Origin of the sequence: Enhydrobacter aerosaccus, assembly GCF_900167455.1 — a bacterium.
Lineage (GTDB): Bacteria > Pseudomonadota > Alphaproteobacteria > Reyranellales > Reyranellaceae > Reyranella > Reyranella aerosaccus.
Map to the genome: position 1 here is coordinate 175,105 of NZ_FUWJ01000003.1, position 18,656 is coordinate 193,760.

Annotated in this window: 17 protein-coding genes; 8 read left to right on the forward strand and 9 right to left on the reverse strand. The window is 64.6% G+C overall.

All coding sequences use genetic code 11. The features are described 5' to 3' along the window. Positions 1–40 precede the first annotated feature (40 nt). The 3 genes from dnaK (at position 41) to B5D62_RS16135 (ending at position 3,935) form a co-directional block, all read left to right on the forward strand. Entirely contained in the window at positions 41–1,969 is a 1,929-nt protein-coding gene (gene dnaK / locus B5D62_RS16125) for a molecular chaperone DnaK (RefSeq protein WP_085934937.1), read from the forward strand. Between the two features lie 89 nt (positions 1,970–2,058). Continuing rightward, complete coding sequence (dnaJ, locus tag B5D62_RS16130) at positions 2,059–3,183, forward strand: molecular chaperone DnaJ (RefSeq protein ID WP_139373920.1); 1,125 nt, start codon at positions 2,059–2,061, stop codon at positions 3,181–3,183. Next, entirely contained in the window at positions 3,183–3,935 is a 753-nt protein-coding gene (locus B5D62_RS16135) for a bestrophin-like domain (RefSeq protein ID WP_085934939.1), read from the forward strand. Before dnaJ ends, B5D62_RS16135 begins: the two co-directional genes overlap by 1 nt. Positions 3,936–3,944: 9 nt before the next feature. On the opposite strand, the gene B5D62_RS16140 is transcribed toward B5D62_RS16135, so the two are convergent. The 6 genes from B5D62_RS16140 to B5D62_RS16165 all read right to left on the reverse strand — a co-directional run bounded on the left by B5D62_RS16140 (position 3,945) and on the right by B5D62_RS16165 (position 10,655). After that, positions 3,945–5,102 carry an AAA family ATPase gene (locus B5D62_RS16140; RefSeq protein ID WP_085934940.1) on the reverse strand — a complete coding sequence of 386 codons (1,158 nt, stop codon included), beginning with the start codon at positions 5,100–5,102 and terminating at the stop codon, positions 3,945–3,947. Between the two features lie 70 nt (positions 5,103–5,172). Then, the gene (locus B5D62_RS16145) at positions 5,173–6,135 is read right to left on the reverse strand and encodes an ABC transporter ATP-binding protein (protein ID WP_085934941.1); all 963 of its coding nucleotides are present in this window, start codon (positions 6,133–6,135) and stop codon (positions 5,173–5,175) included. Beyond that, the gene (locus tag B5D62_RS16150) at positions 6,132–7,166 is read right to left on the reverse strand and encodes an ABC transporter ATP-binding protein (RefSeq protein WP_085934942.1); all 1,035 of its coding nucleotides are present in this window, start codon (positions 7,164–7,166) and stop codon (positions 6,132–6,134) included. The genes B5D62_RS16145 and B5D62_RS16150 overlap by 4 nt, the downstream gene beginning before the upstream one ends. Position 7,167: 1 nt before the next feature. After that, entirely contained in the window at positions 7,168–8,076 is a 909-nt protein-coding gene (locus B5D62_RS16155; RefSeq protein ID WP_085934943.1) for an ABC transporter permease, read from the reverse strand. A 4-nt stretch (positions 8,077–8,080) separates the two neighbouring features. Beyond that, positions 8,081–9,034, reverse strand: coding sequence for an ABC transporter permease (locus tag B5D62_RS16160; RefSeq protein WP_085934944.1), 954 nt, complete (start codon positions 9,032–9,034; stop codon positions 8,081–8,083). Positions 9,035–9,050: 16 nt separating this feature from the next. Beyond that, positions 9,051–10,655 (reverse strand): ABC transporter substrate-binding protein, encoded by a 1,605-nt coding sequence (locus B5D62_RS16165; RefSeq protein ID WP_085934945.1) that lies wholly within the window; start codon positions 10,653–10,655, stop codon positions 9,051–9,053. Positions 10,656–10,745: 90 nt separating this feature from the next. On the opposite strand from B5D62_RS16165, the gene B5D62_RS16170 reads away from it, so the two are divergent. The 3 genes from B5D62_RS16170 to B5D62_RS16180 are packed head-to-tail and all read left to right on the forward strand — an operon-like array spanning position 10,746 to position 13,976. Continuing rightward, positions 10,746–10,940, forward strand: a complete 195-nt coding sequence (locus B5D62_RS16170; protein WP_085934946.1) for a hypothetical protein — start codon at positions 10,746–10,748, stop codon at positions 10,938–10,940. Between the two features lie 11 nt (positions 10,941–10,951). Then, positions 10,952–12,349 (forward strand): Asp-tRNA(Asn)/Glu-tRNA(Gln) amidotransferase GatCAB subunit A, encoded by a 1,398-nt coding sequence (locus B5D62_RS16175; RefSeq protein WP_085934947.1) that lies wholly within the window; start codon positions 10,952–10,954, stop codon positions 12,347–12,349. A gap of 16 nt (positions 12,350–12,365) precedes the next feature. Beyond that, positions 12,366–13,976, forward strand: a complete 1,611-nt coding sequence (locus tag B5D62_RS16180) for an ABC transporter substrate-binding protein (protein WP_085935145.1) — start codon at positions 12,366–12,368, stop codon at positions 13,974–13,976. 3 nt (positions 13,977–13,979) lie between these two features. Here the strand turns inward: B5D62_RS16180 and B5D62_RS16185 are convergent, their stop codons facing one another. Continuing rightward, complete coding sequence (locus B5D62_RS16185; RefSeq protein WP_085934948.1) at positions 13,980–14,990, reverse strand: phosphotransferase; 1,011 nt, start codon at positions 14,988–14,990, stop codon at positions 13,980–13,982. A 103-nt stretch (positions 14,991–15,093) separates the two neighbouring features. Next, on the reverse strand, positions 15,094–15,813 hold the full coding sequence (locus tag B5D62_RS16190) for a haloacid dehalogenase type II (RefSeq protein ID WP_085934949.1): 720 nt from the start codon (positions 15,811–15,813) through the stop codon (positions 15,094–15,096). 64 nt (positions 15,814–15,877) lie between these two features. On the opposite strand from B5D62_RS16190, the gene B5D62_RS16195 reads away from it, so the two are divergent. Beyond that, the gene (locus B5D62_RS16195) at positions 15,878–16,471 is read left to right on the forward strand and encodes a DNA-3-methyladenine glycosylase I (RefSeq protein WP_085934950.1); all 594 of its coding nucleotides are present in this window, start codon (positions 15,878–15,880) and stop codon (positions 16,469–16,471) included. Positions 16,472–16,488: 17 nt separating this feature from the next. Beyond that, complete coding sequence (locus B5D62_RS16200; RefSeq protein WP_085934951.1) at positions 16,489–17,949, forward strand: M81 family metallopeptidase; 1,461 nt, start codon at positions 16,489–16,491, stop codon at positions 17,947–17,949. Between the two features lie 37 nt (positions 17,950–17,986). On the opposite strand, the gene B5D62_RS16205 is transcribed toward B5D62_RS16200, so the two are convergent. Then, positions 17,987–18,643: a glutathione S-transferase family protein gene (locus B5D62_RS16205; protein ID WP_085934952.1), complete on the reverse strand. Its 657-nt coding sequence runs from the start codon at positions 18,641–18,643 to the stop codon at positions 17,987–17,989. Positions 18,644–18,656 lie beyond the last annotated feature (13 nt).

Here is an 18,656-nt window from a genome sequence, read left to right on the forward strand (position 1 = left end):
TTTGGGGCTGGAGCGATCCGCCGAGCAAGAGAGTGGGAACATGGCGAAAGTCATTGGCATCGACCTGGGTACGACGAATTCCTGCGTCGCAGTCATGGAAGGCGGCGATACCAAGGTTATCGAAAATTCCGAGGGCGCGCGTACGACGCCGTCCATGGTCGCGTTCGCTGACAGCGGCGAGCGACTGGTTGGTCAGTCGGCCAAGCGCCAGGCTGTCACCAACCCGCTGAAGACCCTCTATTCCGTGAAGCGCCTGATCGGCCGCCGGTTCGACGATCCGATGGTCCAGAAGGAAATGGCGCTGGTGCCCTTCAAGATCGTGAAGGCCGCGAACGGCGACGCTTGGGTCGAAGTGGCGGGACAGCAATACAGCCCGAGCCAGATCTCGGCCTTCATCCTGGGCAAGATGAAGGAGACCGCCGAGTCCTATCTCGGCGAGAAGGTCGAGCAGGCGGTGATCACCGTCCCGGCCTACTTCAACGACGCCCAGCGCCAGGCCACCAAGGATGCGGGCCGCATCGCCGGCCTCGAGGTCCTGCGCATCATCAACGAGCCGACGGCGGCTGCGCTCGCCTACGGCATGGACAAGCGCAAGAGCGGCACCATCGCGGTCTATGACCTGGGCGGCGGTACGTTCGACGTGTCGGTCCTGGAGATCGGCGACGGCGTGTTCGAGGTCAAAGCCACCAACGGCGACACCTTCCTCGGTGGCGAGGACTTCGACCTGCGCGTCATCAGCTACCTGGCCGACGAGTTCAAGAAGGAGCAGGGCATCGACCTGCGCAACGACAAGCTTGCTCTGCAGCGCCTGAAGGAGGCGGCCGAGAAGGCCAAGATCGAGCTCTCCAATTCCAAGGAGACCGAGATCAACCTGCCCTTCATCACGGCGGACGCGAGCGGTCCGAAGCATCTGGTCCTGAAGCTCTCGCGCGCCAAGCTCGAGGCGCTGGTCGACGATCTGATCCAGCGCACGCTCGAACCCTGCCGCGCCGCGCTCAAGGATGCCGGCCTGCAGGCGGGACAGATCGACGAGGTGATCCTCGTCGGCGGCATGACCCGCATGCCGAAGGTCATCGAGACGGTGAAGCAGTTCTTCGGCAAGGAGCCGGCCCGCAACGTCAACCCCGACGAAGTCGTCGCGGTCGGCGCCGCAGTCCAGGCGGCCGTGCTGAAGGGTGAGGTCAAGGACGTCCTGCTGCTCGACGTGACGCCGCTGTCGCTCGGCATCGAGACGCTGGGCGGTGTGTTCACCCGTCTGATCGAGCGCAACACGACGATCCCGACGAAGAAGAGCCAGACCTTCTCGACGGCCGACGACAACCAGACCGCGGTGACCATCCGCGTGTTCCAGGGCGAGCGCGAGATCGCGGCCCAGAACAAGCTGCTGGGTCAGTTCGATCTGGTCGGCATCCCGCCGGCACCGCGCGGTGTCCCGCAAGTCGAGGTCACCTTCGACATCGACGCCAACGGCATCGTGCAGGTCTCCGCCAAGGACAAGGCCACCAGCAAGGAGCAGCAGATCCGCATCCAGGCTTCCGGCGGCTTGAGCGAAGCCGACATCCAGAAGATGGTGAAGGATGCCGAGCTCCACGCCGAAGAAGACAAGAAGAAGCGCGAGCTGATCGACGCCCGCAACCAGGGTGAGGCGCTGGTCCATTCGACGGACAAGCACCTGAAGGAGTTCGGCGACAAGGTGAGCGCAGCCGAGAAGACCGCCATCGAAGGCGCTCTCGAGGCGCTCAAGACAGCGCTCGCCGGCGAGGATGCCGAAGCCATCAAGAGCAAGACCAACGATCTTGCCCAGGCTTCGATGAAGCTCGGCGAGGCCATGTACAAGGCCCAGCAGGCCGAAGGCGGAGCCACCGCCACGGACGCTGGCGGTGCGGCGAACCAGGCCAAGGACGAGAAGGTCGTCGACGCCGAGTTCGAGGATGTCACCGACAAGAACAAGAAGACCGGGTCAGCTTGATCCGGTCCTGAGACAAGCCAAGACGGCCTCCCGTACCAGCGGGAGGCCGAACTTTACGTGAGGGCGGCAAGTTGGGGGCTGCATAACGGATCATGTCGCAGGACTACTATGAACTGCTGGGCGTTAGCCGCACGGCGAGCGCCGACGAGATCAAGAAGGCGTTCCGCAAGCTCGCGATGCAGCATCACCCGGACCGCAATCCGGACGACAAGGAAGCCGAAAAGAAATTCAAGGACGTCAACCACGCCTATGACATCCTGAAGGATCCAGAGAAGCGCGCTGCGTACGACCGCTATGGCGCTGCCGCCTTCGAGGGTGGCATGGGGCCGGGTGGGCCTGGCGGATTCAATGGCCAGGGCTTCGATTTCGGCTCGGTGTTCGGCGACATCTTCGACGAGATGTTCGGAGCCGGCCGAGGCCGCCCCGGCGGCCGGGCCGACATGCGCGGCCAAGACCTGCGCTTCAATCTCGAGATCACGCTTGAGCAGGCTTATTCGGGCACCGAGGCGACGGTCCGCGTCCCGAGTTCGGTCGCCTGCGAGACCTGCAATGGCAGCGGCGCGGAGCCCGGCTCCAAGCCGCAGCAATGCCCGACCTGCCATGGCCGAGGCCGCCTGCGCGCGCAGCAGGGGTTCTTCACGGTCGAACGCACCTGCCACACATGCCATGGCGCCGGGCAGATCATCGACAAGCCGTGCCGGACCTGTGCCGGCCAGGGGCGCGTCCGGCGCGAGAAGACCCTGAAGGTGAATATTCCCGCCGGCGTCGAGGACGGCACCCGCATCCGCCTGTCCGGCGAAGGCGAGGCCGGCACGCGCGGCGGGCCGCCGGGCGACCTCTATGTCTTCCTGTCGGTGCGGCGCAATCCCCTGTTCGAGCGCGAAGGCGCGGACGTCCATTGCCGCGTGCCGATCTCCATGGTGCAGGCAACCCTCGGCGGCCATATCGAGGTGCCGACTCTCGACGGCAAGATGGCGCGGATCAATGTCCCCGCCGGCGCCCAGAGCGGCCATCAGTTCCGCCTGCGTGGCAAAGGCATGCCCATCGTACGGTCGACCCAGCATGGCGACATGTACATCGAGATCATGGTCGAGACGCCGACCAACCTCACCGCCAAGCAGAAGGAGCTGCTCAAGGAATTCGAGAAGGCCGGCAAGACCAGCCCCGAATCCGAAGGCTTCTTCAGCAAGGTGAAGGAGATGTTCGGCGGCTGATGCATACGTGGCTCGCCGCACCGTGGCAGATCGCCCTGTCCGCGGCCGTGCCGGTGGCAATGGCAATCCTTCTGTTCGTGGCCGAGCAATACGGTCCGCTGGCCAAGCCGATACAGGCGAGCACCGGGCTGGTCGCGTCGTACTTTAGCGCCGTCGCCGTCATCTTCGGCCTGTTCGCGGCCCTGCTCGCCAGCGACGCCTGGCGTAAGGAAACCATGGCCCGCACGGCCGTCGAGGCCGAGGCCGATGCGGTTCGCACGATGGCCCATCAGGCACGCGTCGGCGGCATCGAGGCGCAGATCGTGCCTCGACTCAGGAGCTACATCGCGGCGGCCAGCGCCGAGGTGCCGTCTTCGGCTTCGATCGAGGAGGCCCGCAGCAAGACCGACACGGCGTTCGAGGAGCTGCTGGGGACGATCACCAAAAATTCGAGCCTCGATGCCACCACGCGATCCCTGCTGTCGGGCAGCGCCCAAAGCCTGCAGAAGGCGCATGACGACCGGCTCCACCTCGCCACCGACGAGACGTCATTCATCAAGTGGATCTCCATCGTGGTCTTTGGCGGCATCACCCAGATTGCCCTGCTGCTGGTCCATGTCGGCAACCGCCATGCTCAACGCATTGCGGTCGGGCTGTTCACGGCAGCCTTCAGCTTCTGCCTGGTCGTGATGGCGATCTTCGACAGCCCGTTCGAAACCGTCCTGGCCCAGCAGCCCGGCGCAGCGCTCGGTGCAGTGCTCAAGACTTTCTGAGCTTCCCCTTCAATCCTCGCCCTCGAAGCGGCCGATCTGCGTGAGACCCTCGATCCAGGTCTCACCCTCCTTCTTCAGGACGGTTCGCGGCTGAACTCCGCCATGCTTTGCGAGCGCCAACGCCAGGCGCTCGGAATGTGTCACCAGCCAGATCTGTGTCCGCTCCGCCGCCTGCGCGATCAGTCGAGCGAGCGGCTCCAGCAGGTCGGGATGAAGACTGCTCTCCGGTTCGTTCAGGGCGATGAAGGCGGGCAGCCGCAGGGCCATCAGCGCCCCCATCAGGGCCAGATAGCGCAGCGTTCCGTCCGAGAGTTCGGCAGCCTGGAAGACGCGTCGCGGATGGTCGGGAAAGATCATCCCGAAGGAGGCATGGCTCTCCGGATACGGTATGTCGAGTACCGCCCCGGGAAAGGCATCCGCCACGGCACGATCGAGGGCGGCAGAGTCCTTGCGGATATGCACCAGAGTGGCGAGCACCGCCGCGAGATTTGAGCCGTCGGCCGCCAGTGTCGGTGTGGTGACTGCGAGGCAAGGTCGCCGCAGCGCCGAATCGGAGTCGGTCCGGAGGCTGTGATAGAAACGCCAGTCGAGCATCGCGTGCCGGATGGCATGAACTTCCGGAAAGCGCTGCGGCTCGTCGAGCGAGGCGAGTGCCGTTTCGGACGCAAGCAGATCGCGCGCGATCTCCACGCGCCCTTCCTCGCAATCCCGCGCCACCAATGCCGGTCCCCGTCGCTGCAGAAGCTTGGTCGCCCGGCCGCCATGATGGAACAGCAGCGTCTCTTCCTTGATCTGAGGCTCGAGCGCGAAGGCGCCCGGTCCCGACGGAGCCGGCAGTCCGGTCTCGATCCTGTAGGAATAGACGGTATCGCTGCCGCTCGCGGGACCGCCAAACCCGGCCGACAGGGCGATGCGGACCGGCACATCGGCGCGGCGCCGTCCGGCCCATAGAGCCGAGTTCATCCCGCCCTCGCGGGCGAGCTCAAGCGCCAGTGTCCCAGCTGCGGCGGCCTGCAGCAGTTGCAGACCTCGATAGAGGTTGGTCTTGCCGACGCCGTTGGCGCCGACGAACACCGTCAACGCACCGACGGGAAAGCGAATTGACCGCAGCGACCGATAGTTGGCGGCGTGAATTTCGCGGACAATGAAGTTGTGACCGACGGCCATGGCATCGCCATTTTGGCGATGTCAGCCGCCTCTCGCCACAACCACTGCGCGCAATCCGCTTTCCGCCCGGCTATGCGGCGAGCACGCAACGGACAGAATGATTGTCGCCCACCGGCGAAAGCACAGGCGGTGCCGCCAGGCATCTCGCCTCCGCGAACTTGCAGCGCGGCGCGAAGCTACAGGCCTTCGGCACCTCGGCGAGATCCGGCGGAGCGCCCGGGATCGCCTCGAGCCTCTGACCGCGCATGCCTTCATGCACCGTCGAGGCGAGAAGGCCTCGGCTGTAGGGATGGCGCGGACTGTCGACCATCTGTTCGACGGTCGCGAGTTCGATCAGCTTGCCGGCATACATGACGCCGATCCGGTCGGAGACTTCCACCGCCACGCCGATATCGTGGGTGACGAAGATGACGCCGAGATCGAGTTCGCGCTGCAGTTCGCGGATCAGCAGCAGGACCTGGATCTGCACGGTGGCGTCGAGCGCCGTGGTCGGCTCGTCGGCCAGCAGCAGGCTGGGGTTGCAGGAGAGCGCGAGCGCGATCATGGCGCGCTGTCGCATGCCGCCCGACATCTCGTGTGGATAGGCCTTGAGACGCTGCGCCGGCGAGGGAATGCGCACCATTTCCAGCAGCTCCTTGGCCCGCTTCCAGGCGTCGGAGTCGCTCTTGCCGGTATGGCGCCGCACCGTCTCGGCGATCTGCTGGCCGATGGTGAAGACGGGGTCGAAGGCCGTCGCCGGCTCCTGGAAGATCATGGCGACGCGGTTGCCGCGCAGATCGGCCAGCGACTTGCCGGTCATCGACAGCACTTCATCGCCTTCGATCCTGATGCTGCCCGACCAGCGCGTGCGATGCTCGGGATGCAGTTTCAGGATCGAGCGCAAGGTCACGCTCTTGCCGGAGCCGGATTCGCCCAGGATTCCCAGCGTCTCGCCGCGCGCGACATCGAAGCTGACGCCGTTGACCGCGTGCACCGTGCGATCAGGCGTGACAAAGGTGACGTGGAGGTCCTTGACCTGCAGCAACGAACTCATGGGCGACCCGCTCTCGAATGTCCGGAACCCGGCACGTACATGAGGCAAGCGACGGACTGGGCGCCGGTATCGGCGAGAACCGGCACCGTCTTGGCACACGCCTCCTCGGCAAAGGGACAGCGCGTGCGGAACCGGCAGCCGGATGGTGGATCGATGGGATTGGGTGGATCGCCCTGGATCGGCGCCTCCCGCGTGCGCTTGCGAGGATCCATCGACGGCCGCGCCGACAGCAGCGCCCGGGTATAGGGATGCTGCGGATTGCCGTAGATGGCATCGACATGTCCGATCTCGACGATCTTGCCGAGATACATGACCATGACGCGATCGCTGAGATACTGGACCACGTTCAGGTCGTGACTGATGAAGACATAGGTGAGGCCGAACTCCTGCTTGAGATCGACCAGCATGTTCAGGACCTGCGCCTCCACCGACTTGTCGAGCGCTGACACGGCCTCGTCCAGGATCACCAGGCGCGGCCGCAGCGCCAGGGCGCGCGCAATGTTCACGCGCTGGCGCTGGCCTCCCGAGAGTTCGTGCGGGTAGCGATCGGCGAAGTTCGACGGTTCCAATCCGACCTTGGCCAGGAGATCGCGCGCCCGGTCGCGCGCCTCTGCCGCCGGCACCCCATGCGCCTTGGGGGCGAAGGCGAGCGTCTCGACAATGGTGAGCCGGGGATTGAGCGAGGCGTAGGAGTCCTGGAACACCATCTGCACCTGACGGCGCAGCTCGTTCACCGTGATGCCATGCGGCTCGTCGACGGGATCGCCGTCCAGCACCATGCTGCCGCGATCGGGTTTGATGAGGCGGATCAGCAGGCGCGCCACGGTCGACTTGCCGCAGCCCGATTCGCCGACGACACCCAGCGTCTCGCCCTTGGCGACCGAGAGCGAGAGATCATCGACTGCACGCACGACCTTGGTCGTGCGACCAAGGAGGCCACCGGGAATGGGGAAATGCTTGCGCAGCCCCGTCGCCAGCAGGAGCGGCTGGGCGGGACCGCCGCGGTCGGTCACGGGCAGGAGAGTGTCCATGTCAGCCCTTCACATCCATGGCGGCCCGCAGACCGTCGCTCATCAGGTTGAAGCAGATCGAGGTCACGAAGATCATCACACCCGGCAGCGCCGCGAGCACCGGATTGACGTAGATGGCCTGGCGCAGCGTGTTCAGCATCAGGCCCCATTCCGGCTCGGGCGGCTTCACGCCAAGACCGAGGAAGGACAGGCCGGCCGCCAGGATGATGGCCACGCTGATCAGCGACGTCGCATAGACCAGGATCGGTCCGAGCACGTTGCCGAGCACATGGACCCGAACGATGGTCAAGGTGCTGGCGCCGCTCGCCTTTGCGGCATCGACGAAATCGAAGCCGCGAACCTGGGTCGTTACGCTTTCGGACACGCGGCAAATCGGCGGAATGAACACCAGGGTCAGGGCAAGCAATGTATTGTCGGCGCCCGCGCCCATGGCGCCCGACAGCGAGATGGCCAGCAACACGGAGGGAAAGGCGTAGAAGACGTCCATCGTGCGCATGATCAGCATGTTGACGCGGCCACCCAGGAAGCCCGCGGTGATACCGAGCAGGCCGCCAATCAGCAGCGACAGCACGACCGGTGTCACGCCCATGAACAGCGAGAGCCGGCCGCCATAGACCAGGCGGCTCAGCATGTCGCGGCCGAGCTCATCGGTGCCGAGCAGATAGTTGGGAGAGCCCACCGGATAGAGTCGGCGGATCATCGAGGTCTTGTAGGGATCGGCGAGGCCGAGCCAGGGCGCGGCGAGCGACGACGCGACGATCAGAACGAGGACGATGCCGCATATCACGGTCACGGGGTCGCGTGAAAGACGACGGCGGACGCTCTGCCAGTAACTGCGCGATGCGGAGGCACGGGTCGCCTTGACGGTCGGCGGAGCCGCGATATCGAACGACGGGGTCTGGAAGGTCATGGTGTCACGCTCGCTTGATGCGCGGGTCGACCATGGTCTGGATCACATCCACGACCAGGTTGAGCAACATGAAGAAGAAGGCGAGGACGAGCGTCGTGCCCTGGAGAATGGGCAGGTCGCGCCGGAAGATGGCGCTGTTCAGCAGGAAGCCCGTGCCCGGCCAGGCGAACACCGTCTCGATCAGGATCGAGCCGCCGATCAGGTTGCCCGCCTGCAGGCCCATGACCGCCAGACAGGTCGGCGCGGCATTCTTGAGAACATGCAGCAGGATCTGGCGGTCGTTCATGCCCTTGGCTTGCAACGCCGTCACGAACTCCATGTTCAGGATTTCCTTGACCGTCGAACGCACGGTGCGCGTCATGACGCCGAGCGGGATCACCGATAGGGCGATGGTTGGCAGCACCATGTGGGCGAGATGGGCGCCGTCGAGTCGCCATCCCGTTGCGTTATCGGGACCCATTCCCATCGGGGGCAGCCAACCCAGCTCGACCGAGAAGATGATCACCAGCACGATCGCCAGCCAGAAGTGCGGCACGCTCACCCCTGACAGGGCGATCGAGGTCACGAAGCGGTCGAGCAGGCGGGACTTGGCATAGGCCGCCGCGGTGCCGAGGATGGTCGCCAGCGTGAAGGAAAGGAAGGTAGCTCCAACCGCAAGGATGAGCGTGTTGGCGAAGGCCGTCCCCACTTCTTCGGAGACCGGCCGCCCGGTGCCGATGGAAGTTCCGAAGTCGCCGCTCAAGGTCACCGTCAACCAGCGGAAATATTGCACCGGCAGCGGCTTGTCGAAGCCGTAGTAGGCCTTGATCTTTTCGACGACTTCCTGCGGCGCGTCGGGCGGGACGATGGCCGAGATGGCATCGCCCGGCGCGAGATGGACGAGCGCGAACACCAGCAGGGACACGCCGAACGCCACCGGCACGAGGTAGATCAGACGTCGAAGCGCATAGAGCAGCATCGCCGCATGCCTTTCGTTATTGAATGGAAACCGGAGTGAGGTCCTGGAACCAGCTCTGCGCCTGCACGAAACCCTTGACCTTCGGGCTCATGGCACGGGGATTGAGATCGTGCGCAATCCAGATCCAGTAGGCCTGATCGACGATGTAGTTGTGTATGTCGATCATGGCCTTGGTCTGCTCGGCCTTGTCGAAGGTCGTCTGCACCTTTTCGATCATGCCATCGAGCTTGGGATCCTTCAGGATGCCCCAGTTCGCGCCGACCGGCGGCACGTAGTTGCTGTGCATGAGCCTGGTGAATCCGGAATAGGGATCGACCAACGCACGGCTGATATTGATGGCATTGACGCCGGCCTTCTGCGCGGCATCGCCCGTGACCGGCTGGAAGGAGAAGGTCACCAACGCGTTCCATTCCATCACCTCGAACGAACAGTCGAAGCCGACCGCGTTCAGGTTCTCCTGCACGTATTCGTTCATCGGCAGCGGCTGCATCTGGCCGGACCCGGAGGTCGAGATCGCGATCTTGATCTTGGGCTTCTTGTTGGGACCGTAGCCGGCTTCCTTCAGCAGCTTCTTGGCCTCTTCGGGGTCGTACTTGATGTCGAAATCCGGATGCCCGAACCACGGATGTCCGGGATAAACATGGCCCTTGGCTTCGATCATCGTGCCGCCCAGCAGCTTGGCCAGGCCTGCGCGGTCGATCGCGAGATTGGCGGCCTTGCGCACACGGATATCGGTCCAGGGCGAGCCCTCGATCATACTGGGTTGGTAGGCCCAGTTGTGCGGATACTTGTTGGTGACGATCGTCATGCCGCCCTGCTTGAGTCGGGCGATCGCGTCAGGTGCGGGCACCTCGATCCAGTCGATCTGGCCGGCCAGGAGCGCGGCGGTACGCGTCGCCGCCTCGGGCATCGGGAACAGGATCACCTTGTCGAGCTTCGGCACGCGCGCCTTGTCCCAGTAGCCATCGAAGCGCGACAGCTCCAGGCGCTCGCGCGGCACCACGCGGTCGACCTTGAACGGACCGGTACCGACCGGATGCAGCGCCACCTTGTTCCAGTCGCGGCCCTGCGCCTCCCAGTTGGCCGGGCTCGAATAGAAGACGTAGGACATGTCGTAGGGGAACAGGGCGTTTACGACTTTGGTCGCAAGCTCGACGGTGTATTTGTCGATCTTCTTGTAGCCGACAAGGGTCGGGATACGGGCGCGGACCTGGGCAAGCTGCTTCGAATCGAACTGGGGCGACTTGTCGTTCAGGATCTTGTCGAGGTTCCAGATGACGGCGTCGGCATCGAAATCCGTGCTGTCCTGGAATTTGACCCCCTCGCGCAACTTGAAGATCCAGCGCTTGGGATCGCCCTCGACCGGCTTCCATTCCGTCGCCAGGCCGGGCTTGATGTCGGCGATGACATCGGCCTTCGACAGGTCCCAATTCACCAGCGCGTCATAGATCGTGTAGCCAGCGAAGCGATATCCCTCGAAGCCTTGATCGGGCTGCCCCGTGGTCAAAGGAACATCGGCGGCTGTCATGCCGATGCGCAAAGTGCCCTGCGACAGGGCAGGCATGCTGGAGATGATCAGAAGGCCGAAGCCGGCCGCGACGGCGCGTAGACGATGCAACATGAACCCACCCCTCTCTCGGGACAGTTCCATGCAAGGGGCAAGCCAAGCTGCGGCATGTCACTTGCATGGACCGGGCGGGAGGGCCGTTCCATGTCGTCGCCAAAGCCACCGCCAACGCTCGATGAGTTCCGCGCAAGAGCGGCGCTGACCGGCCTCACGCTGACCGAGGAAGATATCGGGCATCTGTACAAGGGCTATGTCGGGCTGCTCGCCCAGATGGAACGCATGCCGGTCCGCTGGGCCTGGGCTGCCGAGCCGCCTCACGTCTTCCGCGCCGACGAATAGAGACAACAGACATGACGGATTTGACAACGCTCGGCATCGCCGAGGCCGGCCGCCTGATGGCGCGCGGCGAGATCACCTCGGTCGCCCTGACGGAAGCGTTCCTGAAGCGGATCGAGGCCGTGGACTCCAAGGTTCACAGCTACATCACGGTCACGGCGGATGTCGCGCGGCTCGCCGCCCAGCAGGCCGACATGGAGATGAGGGGCGGCTTCTGGCGCGGTCCCCTGCATGGTATTCCGGTCGCCCTGAAGGACATCTACGAGACGGCCGGCATCCGCACGACCGGCCATTCGCATCTGAAGGCCGACTATGTGCCGTCGATCGATGCCGAAACCGTGCGCCGTCTCAAGGCGGGAGGTGCCGTCCTGCTCGGCAAGCTCGGCACCCACGAATTCGCCAATGGCGCGATGACGGCCGACCAGCCCTTTCCCGCCGTGCTCAATCCCTGGACGCTGAAGCACCAGCCCGGCGGATCGTCGAGCGGCTCGGGAGCGGCCGTGGCCGCGGCCCTGTGCATGGGCGCCATGGGCTCCGATACCGGCGGCTCGATCCGCAATCCCGCCGGTTATTGCGGCGTCGCCGGCATCAAGCCGACCTACGGCCTGGTAAGTCGCTGCGGCATCTTCCCACTCGCCTTCAGCCTCGACACCGCCGGCCCCATGGCGTGGACGGTCGAGGACTGCGCCCTCATGCTCGACGTGCTGGCCGGCCACGATCCCAACGACCAGGCCTCCGCCAAGGTCGCCAAGGTCGATTACGGCGCGGCGGCGCAACGGCCGATCAAGGGCATGCGCATTGCCCTGGCGCGAAGCTGGTACGAGCGCGACGATGCCAGCATCACGCCCGAAACGAAGAAGGGCATCGACGAGGCTGTCCGCGTCTTCAAGGATCTAGGCGCAATCGTCGAAGACGTCGTCTTCCCCGATCTCTGGGGCTATCACGTCTGCGGGCGGATCATCATCTCGGTGGAAGCGCACGCCATTCATCGCCGCGATATCATCGAACGACCGGAGAAGTTCGGTTACACGACACGGCGGCGCTTCCAGATCGGCGCCTTCTTCTCGGCCGAGCAGTATCTGTCCGCGCTACGCCTGCGTCGCCAGCTCCATCAGGAGACGCGGGCGGCGATGCGAGGCTACGACCTCGTCATGATGGCGAGCCAGTGGGGACCGCCGGAGCCCGCCGACGAAGCGCCGGCGATCTTCCATTTCCTCAGCAAGCCGTCCCTCACCATGCCCTTCAACGTGACCGGGCAGCCCGCGCTTGCCCTGTGCTGCGGCTATGGCAGCGATGGCTTGCCGCTTAGTATCCAGCTCGGCGGACGCGCCTTCGACGAAGCGAGCGTTTTCGCCGCAGGCGCCGCCTATGAGCGCGCGACCGGTTGGCGGTCGCGGCGGCCGGCCCTCTGAAAATCAGGAGACGATGATGAAGCTATCACGCCGCACGTTGCTCGCTGGCGCGGGCGCGTTGACCCTGCCCGTGCTGGAAGGCATACGGCCCGCGTCGGCGCAGGAGAAGGTCGTGCGCTATGGCATCTCCATGGCCGACATTCCGCTTACGACAGGCCAGCCCGATCGCGGCGCCGGCGCCTATCAGTTCACTGGGCTCACGCTCTACGATCCGCTGGTGGCATGGGAGCTCGATGTCGCCGACCGGCCGGGCAAGCTGATCCCCGGCCTTGCCACCGAGTGGAAGGTCGACGACGCCGACAAGACCCTGTGGGTCTTCAAGCTCAGGCCGGATGTGAAGTTCCACGACGGTTCCACCTTCAACGCCGATGCGGTGATCTGGAACCTCGACAAGGTGTTCGACAGCAAGGCGCCGCAATTCGATCAGCGCCAGGCGGCCCAGGTCCGGCCGCGCCTGCCCTCGATTGCCAGCTATCGGAAGCTCGACGACATGACGGTCGAGATCAAGACCAAGGCCGTCGATGCACTGTTCCCGTATCAGATGCTGTGGTTCCTGGTGTCGAGTCCGGCGCAATGGGAGAAGGTCGGCAAGGACTGGAACAAGTTCGCCTCCGAACCTTCCGGCACCGGCCCGTTCAAGCTCGCCCGCCTGGTGCCGCGCGAACGTGCGGAGCTGGTGAAGAACGATGGCTACTGGAATCCCAAGCGCATTCCCAAGAGCGATCGTATCGTGCTGGTCTGTGCACCCGAGGATTCAAGCCGCACCGCCGCCCTGATCTCCAACTCGGTCGACATGATCGAGACGCCGCCGCCGGATACGGTCGATCGCCTGAAGCAGGCCGGCATGCGGATCGAGACCAACGTCACGCCGCACGTCTGGAACTACCACCCCTCTCTGCTTCCGGGCTCTCCCTGGACCGACATCAGGCTGCGCAAGGCCGCCAATCTCGCCATCGATCGCGATGCCATCGTCAAGCTGCTGAACGGCCTGGCCAAGCCCGCCTACGGTCAGGTCGATCGCACCAGCCCGTGGTTCGGCAAGCCGACTTTCGAGATCAAGTACGCACCGGACGAGGCACGCAAGCTGGTGACCGACACCGGCTTCAGCAAGGCGCAGCCGCTCAAGACCAAGTTCGTTGTCGCAAGCGGCGGTACCGGCCAGATGCTGTCGCTGCCCATGAACGAGGCGATCCAGGAGATGTTCAAGGACGTCTATATCGACGTCGAGTTCAAGGTCGTCGAGCTCGAGGCGATGTATACGGCCTGGCGTGCCGGGGCTAAGGCCGACATGAACAAGGACATCAGCGCCAACAACATCGCCTATGTGACGTCCGATCCGGTCTACGCCATCACCCGGTTCTTTGCTTCCAACCAGGCCGCTCCGGTGGGCGTCAACTGGAGCTACTACGCGAATCCGGAGGTCGACAAGCTGATCGGCGAGGCGCAGACGACCTTCGACCCCGCCAAGCAGGATGCACTGATGGCGCGCGTGCACGAGAAGGTGGTCGACGATGCCGTGCTGATCTGGGTCGTGCACGACGTCAACCCGCATGCGCTATCGCCCAAGATCAAGTCGTACGTCCAGGCCCAGCACTGGTTCCAGGACCTGACGACGATCGGAGTCTAGCCGCTAGCCCGACCGAACGATGGCAAGAGCGTCCGCGAAAGCGGGCGTTGCAAGACCTTCGAGGAAGGCACGAAGCGCGACCCTGCTCGCGATCCTCTGCGTCTCGAAGGTGTTCGAGATCAAACGGCCATCATCGAGGGCGGCCCGGAAGGCGGCAGGCGTCGGCGCGGCGAGATCGCTCTCCCGCAGATCGGGCCGCGCAGTGGCAACGAAGAAGCCATTGGCCAAGGCGTAGAACAGACGCGTGAGCTGCCGCATCACCAGCAGTCGGGCGCGCAGCAGTCCATCCGATGGACGACCCGACCACGACCGGATCAGCACTTCCTGCAAATCCGGCGTCGCGGCCACGTACATCGTCATGATCGCGATATCGACCAGAGGATCGTTGCGATAGGCCGTCTCCCAGTCGATCAGCCACAACCTCTGCCCATCGAACAGGATATTGCCGGGATGCGAGTCGTTGTGGCTCGAAACCAACGCCGCGTCGTTCCAGGGATAAGCGGCGCGGATGCGCTCGAAGCCTTCACGGTGGGCATCGAGCAAACCGTCGGCAAAGAGCCGGGAGCGCAGCAGCCGATCGAACATCCCGCCAATGATCGATGGGTAGTCGCCGACGGCCGGAAAGGGCGGTATCGCCTGCAGCCTGGCGGCGAGATGGCCGAGCGCACGCGACAGCGCCTCGAGGCCGCCGGGATAGTCGGCGAGAGAGCGACTCTCGATGAAGTCCATGACGACGACGCCGGCGGCCGCATCGGCGTAGCGGATAGCAGGCGCGATGCCTGCTTCAGCCGCCGCTTGCATGCAGCGATATGCCCGCGGCGGATCGCGCACGTCATCGCGCAGAAACGAGTCGAAGCGCAACAGATAGGGCCGACCGCCCACTTCGATTCGGTAGATGAGCGCCGAGGCGCCGCCCACGATCGGTTTGATCAACGAGACAGCGGTCGGACCGAAAGCCGCTTTCAACGCCGCACGGGCCATCTGGCGACGGTCCTCGGGAATGGAATTCAACATAGCGAGCTCCTGACGTGCCGGCCCCCTCGGGCCGGCAGGAAATGCGGAAGCCTGACTATGTCAGCGATCCATCGGACTATCCTTTTGCAGTGGTGACAGGATATCAGCAGCCGATCTTTTTCGCGACCTCGACAATGGAACTGCCGACCGCGTCCCAGTTACCCTCGGCCTTGAGATCACGCGTCTGGCCGGGCCCGTGTTCCAGGGGCCGGTGGACGAAGCCGGTCGACAGGCCGCATTTCTGCGCCGCGGCCAGATCGCCGTTGTGCGCGGCTACCAGCATCACCTGGTGCGGCTTCAGGTACATGCTATCGACGACGCCGAGATAGGCTTCAGGGTCGGGCTTGTAGTGGTGGAAAGTTTCGCCGGAGAAGCAATGATCCCACGGGATGCCGGCATTCTTGGCCATGTTGATCAGCAGCGCGACATTGCCGTTGCTGAGCGTGGCCACGACATACTTCTTCTTCATCAGGCCAATGCCTTCCACCGAATCCGGCCAGGGCCTGAGCTTGTGCCAGAGATGCGTGAACTCCCAGACTGCTTCCTCGCCCGGATGCTTCAGCCCCCGCTTCTGCAGCAGCATCTCGAAGGCCTCCTTGTGGAGGTCGTCGATGCGCGTCCACGGCAGGTCGCCTTTGCGCACCCGGCCCATCTGCGGCTGGTAGAGGCCGCGCCAGTCGTCGGCAAAGCTGGTCCAGTCGGTGTCGAGGCCGTGCTTGCGGCCGAGTTTGGGCAGATCCTCGATCAGGCTGCCCCGCCAATCCACGACCGTTCCGAAGACGTCGAAGATGCAGACCTTGAGATCGCTGAAGTCCTTTGCCATGACACGTTCCTCCAAATTGCGGCGCAGTGTGGCGTCCCGCGCGCCGCTTGGGTAGGGTCCGGCCATGGTCTGGAAGCACGACACGATTGCAGGCACCGACGGCAAGCCGCGCTGCGGCTGGGCGACCGCCGATCCGCTCTACGAGGCCTATCACGACAAGGAATGGGGACGACCGCTCAAGGACGATCAGGCCCTGTTCGAGTTGCTGACACTGGAAGGCTGCCAGGCCGGGCTGTCCTGGATCACGGTGCTGCGCAAGCGCGAGCATTACCGCAAGGTCTATGATGGCTTCGATCCGAAGCGGATCGCACGCTACACGCCGGCCAAGCTCGAGAAGCTGCTGGCCGATCCCGGCATCATCCGCCATCGGGGCAAGATCGAGGCGAGCGTCAGCAATGCCAGGGCCTATCTGGCGCTGATCGAACGCGAGGGATCGTTCTCCGGTTTCCTCTGGGATTTCGTCGGCGGCAAGCCGAAGAAGAATGTCCCCAGGAGCCTGAAGGACGTTCCGGCCCGATCACCGGAAAGTGACGCGATGTCGAAGGCGTTGAAGAAGGCCGGCTTCAAGTTCGTGGGATCGACGATCTGCTACGCCTTCATGCAGGCCTCGGGCATGGTCGACGATCATGTCGTGGGCTGTCATCGTCATCGCGATTAGTCGTCAGGAGTGAGTTCGTGAGCAAGCGTATCTTCATCGCCGCGCTGGGCACCGAGACCAACCAGTTCGTGCCCTTTCCGACCGGCCTTCGCTCCTACCAGGAACATGGCATCTGGCGCGGCGACGCGACCCGGCACGCACCCACCAACTTCACGGCGCCGCTGCATGTCTGGCGCCAGGAAGCGGAGAAGCGCGGCTGGACGGTGATCGAGGGGCTGGCGACCTTCGCCGCACCGTCCGGCACCACGGTGCGCTCGGTCTACGAGGGCTTTCGCGACGAGCTGCTCGCCGGCCTCAAGGCTGCGATGCCGGTCGATGGCGTGCTGATCAACGTGCATGGCGCGATGGTCGCGGACGGCTACGACGATTGCGAAGGCGATCTCCTGTCGCGCGCTCGCGCGATCGTCGGCCCGACCGTCGCGATCGGCGCCGAGTTCGACCTGCATTGCCATCTGTCCCAGCTGATGCTGGACAGCGCCGACGTGCTGATCGGCTACAAGGAGTATCCGCACACCGACACGATGGAACGTGCGGCCGAACTGTTCGCCATCGTCGCCGATACGATCGAGGGCAAGGTCAAGCCGGTGATGGCACGGCACGACTGCCGCATGATCGCGCAGTATCGCACCTCGGTGCCGCCGATCAGCGAGTTCGTGACCCGCATGAAGTCGCTGGAAGGCAAGGACGGCATTCTGTCGGTGTCGTTGAGCCACGGCTTCTCCTTCGCCGATGTCGAGGATGTCGGGACGCGGACGCTCGTGGTGGCCGACGGCGACAGGGCCAAGGCCGAAGCGCTGGCGAAGCAGCTCGGCGATGAGCTGTGGGAGAACCGGGAGCGCTACGCGACCAGGTATCTCTCGATCGAGGAGGCGATGGACCGTGCCGCCTCGCACAATCAGGGCCCGCTGGTGCTGGCCGATCGCGCCGACAATCCCGGCTCGGGTGCTCCCGGCGATTCGACCTTCGTGCTGAAGGCGCTGGTGGAGCGGCAGATCGGGCCGACGCTGTTCGGCGTCATGTGGGATCCCATGGCCTTTCGCATCGCCGAGGAAGCCGGCGAGGGCGCGCGTCTGCGCATGCGGCTGGGTGGTAAGTCGGGCGCGGTGAGCGGCGATCCGGTCGATCTCGACGTGACGGTGAAGAAGATCACCCGCGGTGCCCGCCAACCCTATGGTCCGGTGACGGTGCCGCTCGGCGACATGGCGCTGCTATCATCCGAGCATGTCGATGTCGCGATCTGCACGCTGCGCACCCAGACCTTCCATGCCGACGCCTTCAAGGCCGTCGGCGCCGATCCGGCCGACTATCGCGTCGTCGTCGTGAAGTCGGCGCAGCATTTCTATAACGGCTTCGTCGGCCTGGCGAAGGAGATCCTCTACGTCGCCTCGCCCGGCGCCGCCGATCCCGATGTCACGCGGCTGCCCTACACCAAGCGCAAGACACCGTTCTGGCCCAAGGTCGCCGATCCCTGGAAGTAGTCTGGATCAAAGCAGCGATTTCGAACCCGGGTGGCTCTCAATCCGCCGGCGGTTGGCTTGCGGTGTACACCGCCAATTGAGCAGCAAAGGCCCGCTGGTAGGCCGGCCGGGCTTCGCCCCGCGCGACGTAGGCGGCGAGGTTCGGATACGCGTCGAGAAGGCCCGATGACCTCAGCCTCAGCAGCACGGACACCATCATCAGGTCACCGGCGCTGAAGGCACCATCGAGCCAGTCGGCACCGCCGAGGCGGGCCGAGAGTTGCTTCAACCGGTCGTGGACGCGCTCCTCGATCATAGGCAGGCGCTCCCTGGTCCAGGGCTTATCGCTCTCCAGAATCCGCGCGGTTGTGAGCTCGAGGATCGGCGGCTCCACCGTGTTGAGCGCGGCAAACATCCATGTGATGGCACGTGCCCGGGCCTTGGCCTCGTCCGGCAGCAGGCCGGCATGGCGCTCGGCAAGATGGAACACGATGGCGCCCGTCTCGAACAGGGAGAGATCGCCATCCTCATAGGTCGGAATCTGGCCGAACGGATGCAGCGCCAGATGCGCGGGTTCCTTCAGCGCGCGGAACGAAACAAGACGAACCTCGTAGGGCTGGCCCACTTCCTCGAGCGCCCATCGAACGCGGGTATCGCGCGCCAGTCCCTGGCCCCGATCCGGCGAGTGTTCAAAGGCGGTAATGGTGATGGTCAAGGCGAGGCTTCTC

Bases quoted from the DNA above. Each gene is read 5' to 3' on its own strand.
- dnaK (WP_085934937.1), top strand. From the start codon at position 41: ATGGCGAAAGTCATTGGCATCGACCTGGGTACGACGAATTCCTGCGTC.
- B5D62_RS16135 (WP_085934939.1), top strand. From the start codon at position 3,183: ATGCATACGTGGCTCGCCGCACCGTGGCAGATCGCCCTGTCCGCGGCC.
- B5D62_RS16140 (WP_085934940.1), bottom strand. From the start codon at position 5,102: ATGGCCGTCGGTCACAACTTCATTGTCCGCGAAATTCACGCCGCCAAC.
- B5D62_RS16145 (WP_085934941.1), bottom strand. From the start codon at position 6,135: ATGAGTTCGTTGCTGCAGGTCAAGGACCTCCACGTCACCTTTGTCACG.
- B5D62_RS16150 (WP_085934942.1), bottom strand. From the start codon at position 7,166: ATGGACACTCTCCTGCCCGTGACCGACCGCGGCGGTCCCGCCCAGCCG.
- B5D62_RS16155 (WP_085934943.1), bottom strand. From the start codon at position 8,076: ATGACCTTCCAGACCCCGTCGTTCGATATCGCGGCTCCGCCGACCGTC.
- B5D62_RS16160 (WP_085934944.1), bottom strand. From the start codon at position 9,034: ATGCTGCTCTATGCGCTTCGACGTCTGATCTACCTCGTGCCGGTGGCG.
- B5D62_RS16165 (WP_085934945.1), bottom strand. From the start codon at position 10,655: ATGTTGCATCGTCTACGCGCCGTCGCGGCCGGCTTCGGCCTTCTGATC.
- B5D62_RS16170 (WP_085934946.1), top strand. From the start codon at position 10,746: ATGTCGTCGCCAAAGCCACCGCCAACGCTCGATGAGTTCCGCGCAAGA.
- B5D62_RS16175 (WP_085934947.1), top strand. From the start codon at position 10,952: ATGACGGATTTGACAACGCTCGGCATCGCCGAGGCCGGCCGCCTGATG.
- B5D62_RS16180 (WP_085935145.1), top strand. From the start codon at position 12,366: ATGAAGCTATCACGCCGCACGTTGCTCGCTGGCGCGGGCGCGTTGACC.
- B5D62_RS16185 (WP_085934948.1), bottom strand. From the start codon at position 14,990: ATGTTGAATTCCATTCCCGAGGACCGTCGCCAGATGGCCCGTGCGGCG.
- B5D62_RS16190 (WP_085934949.1), bottom strand. From the start codon at position 15,813: ATGGCAAAGGACTTCAGCGATCTCAAGGTCTGCATCTTCGACGTCTTC.
- B5D62_RS16195 (WP_085934950.1), top strand. From the start codon at position 15,878: ATGGTCTGGAAGCACGACACGATTGCAGGCACCGACGGCAAGCCGCGC.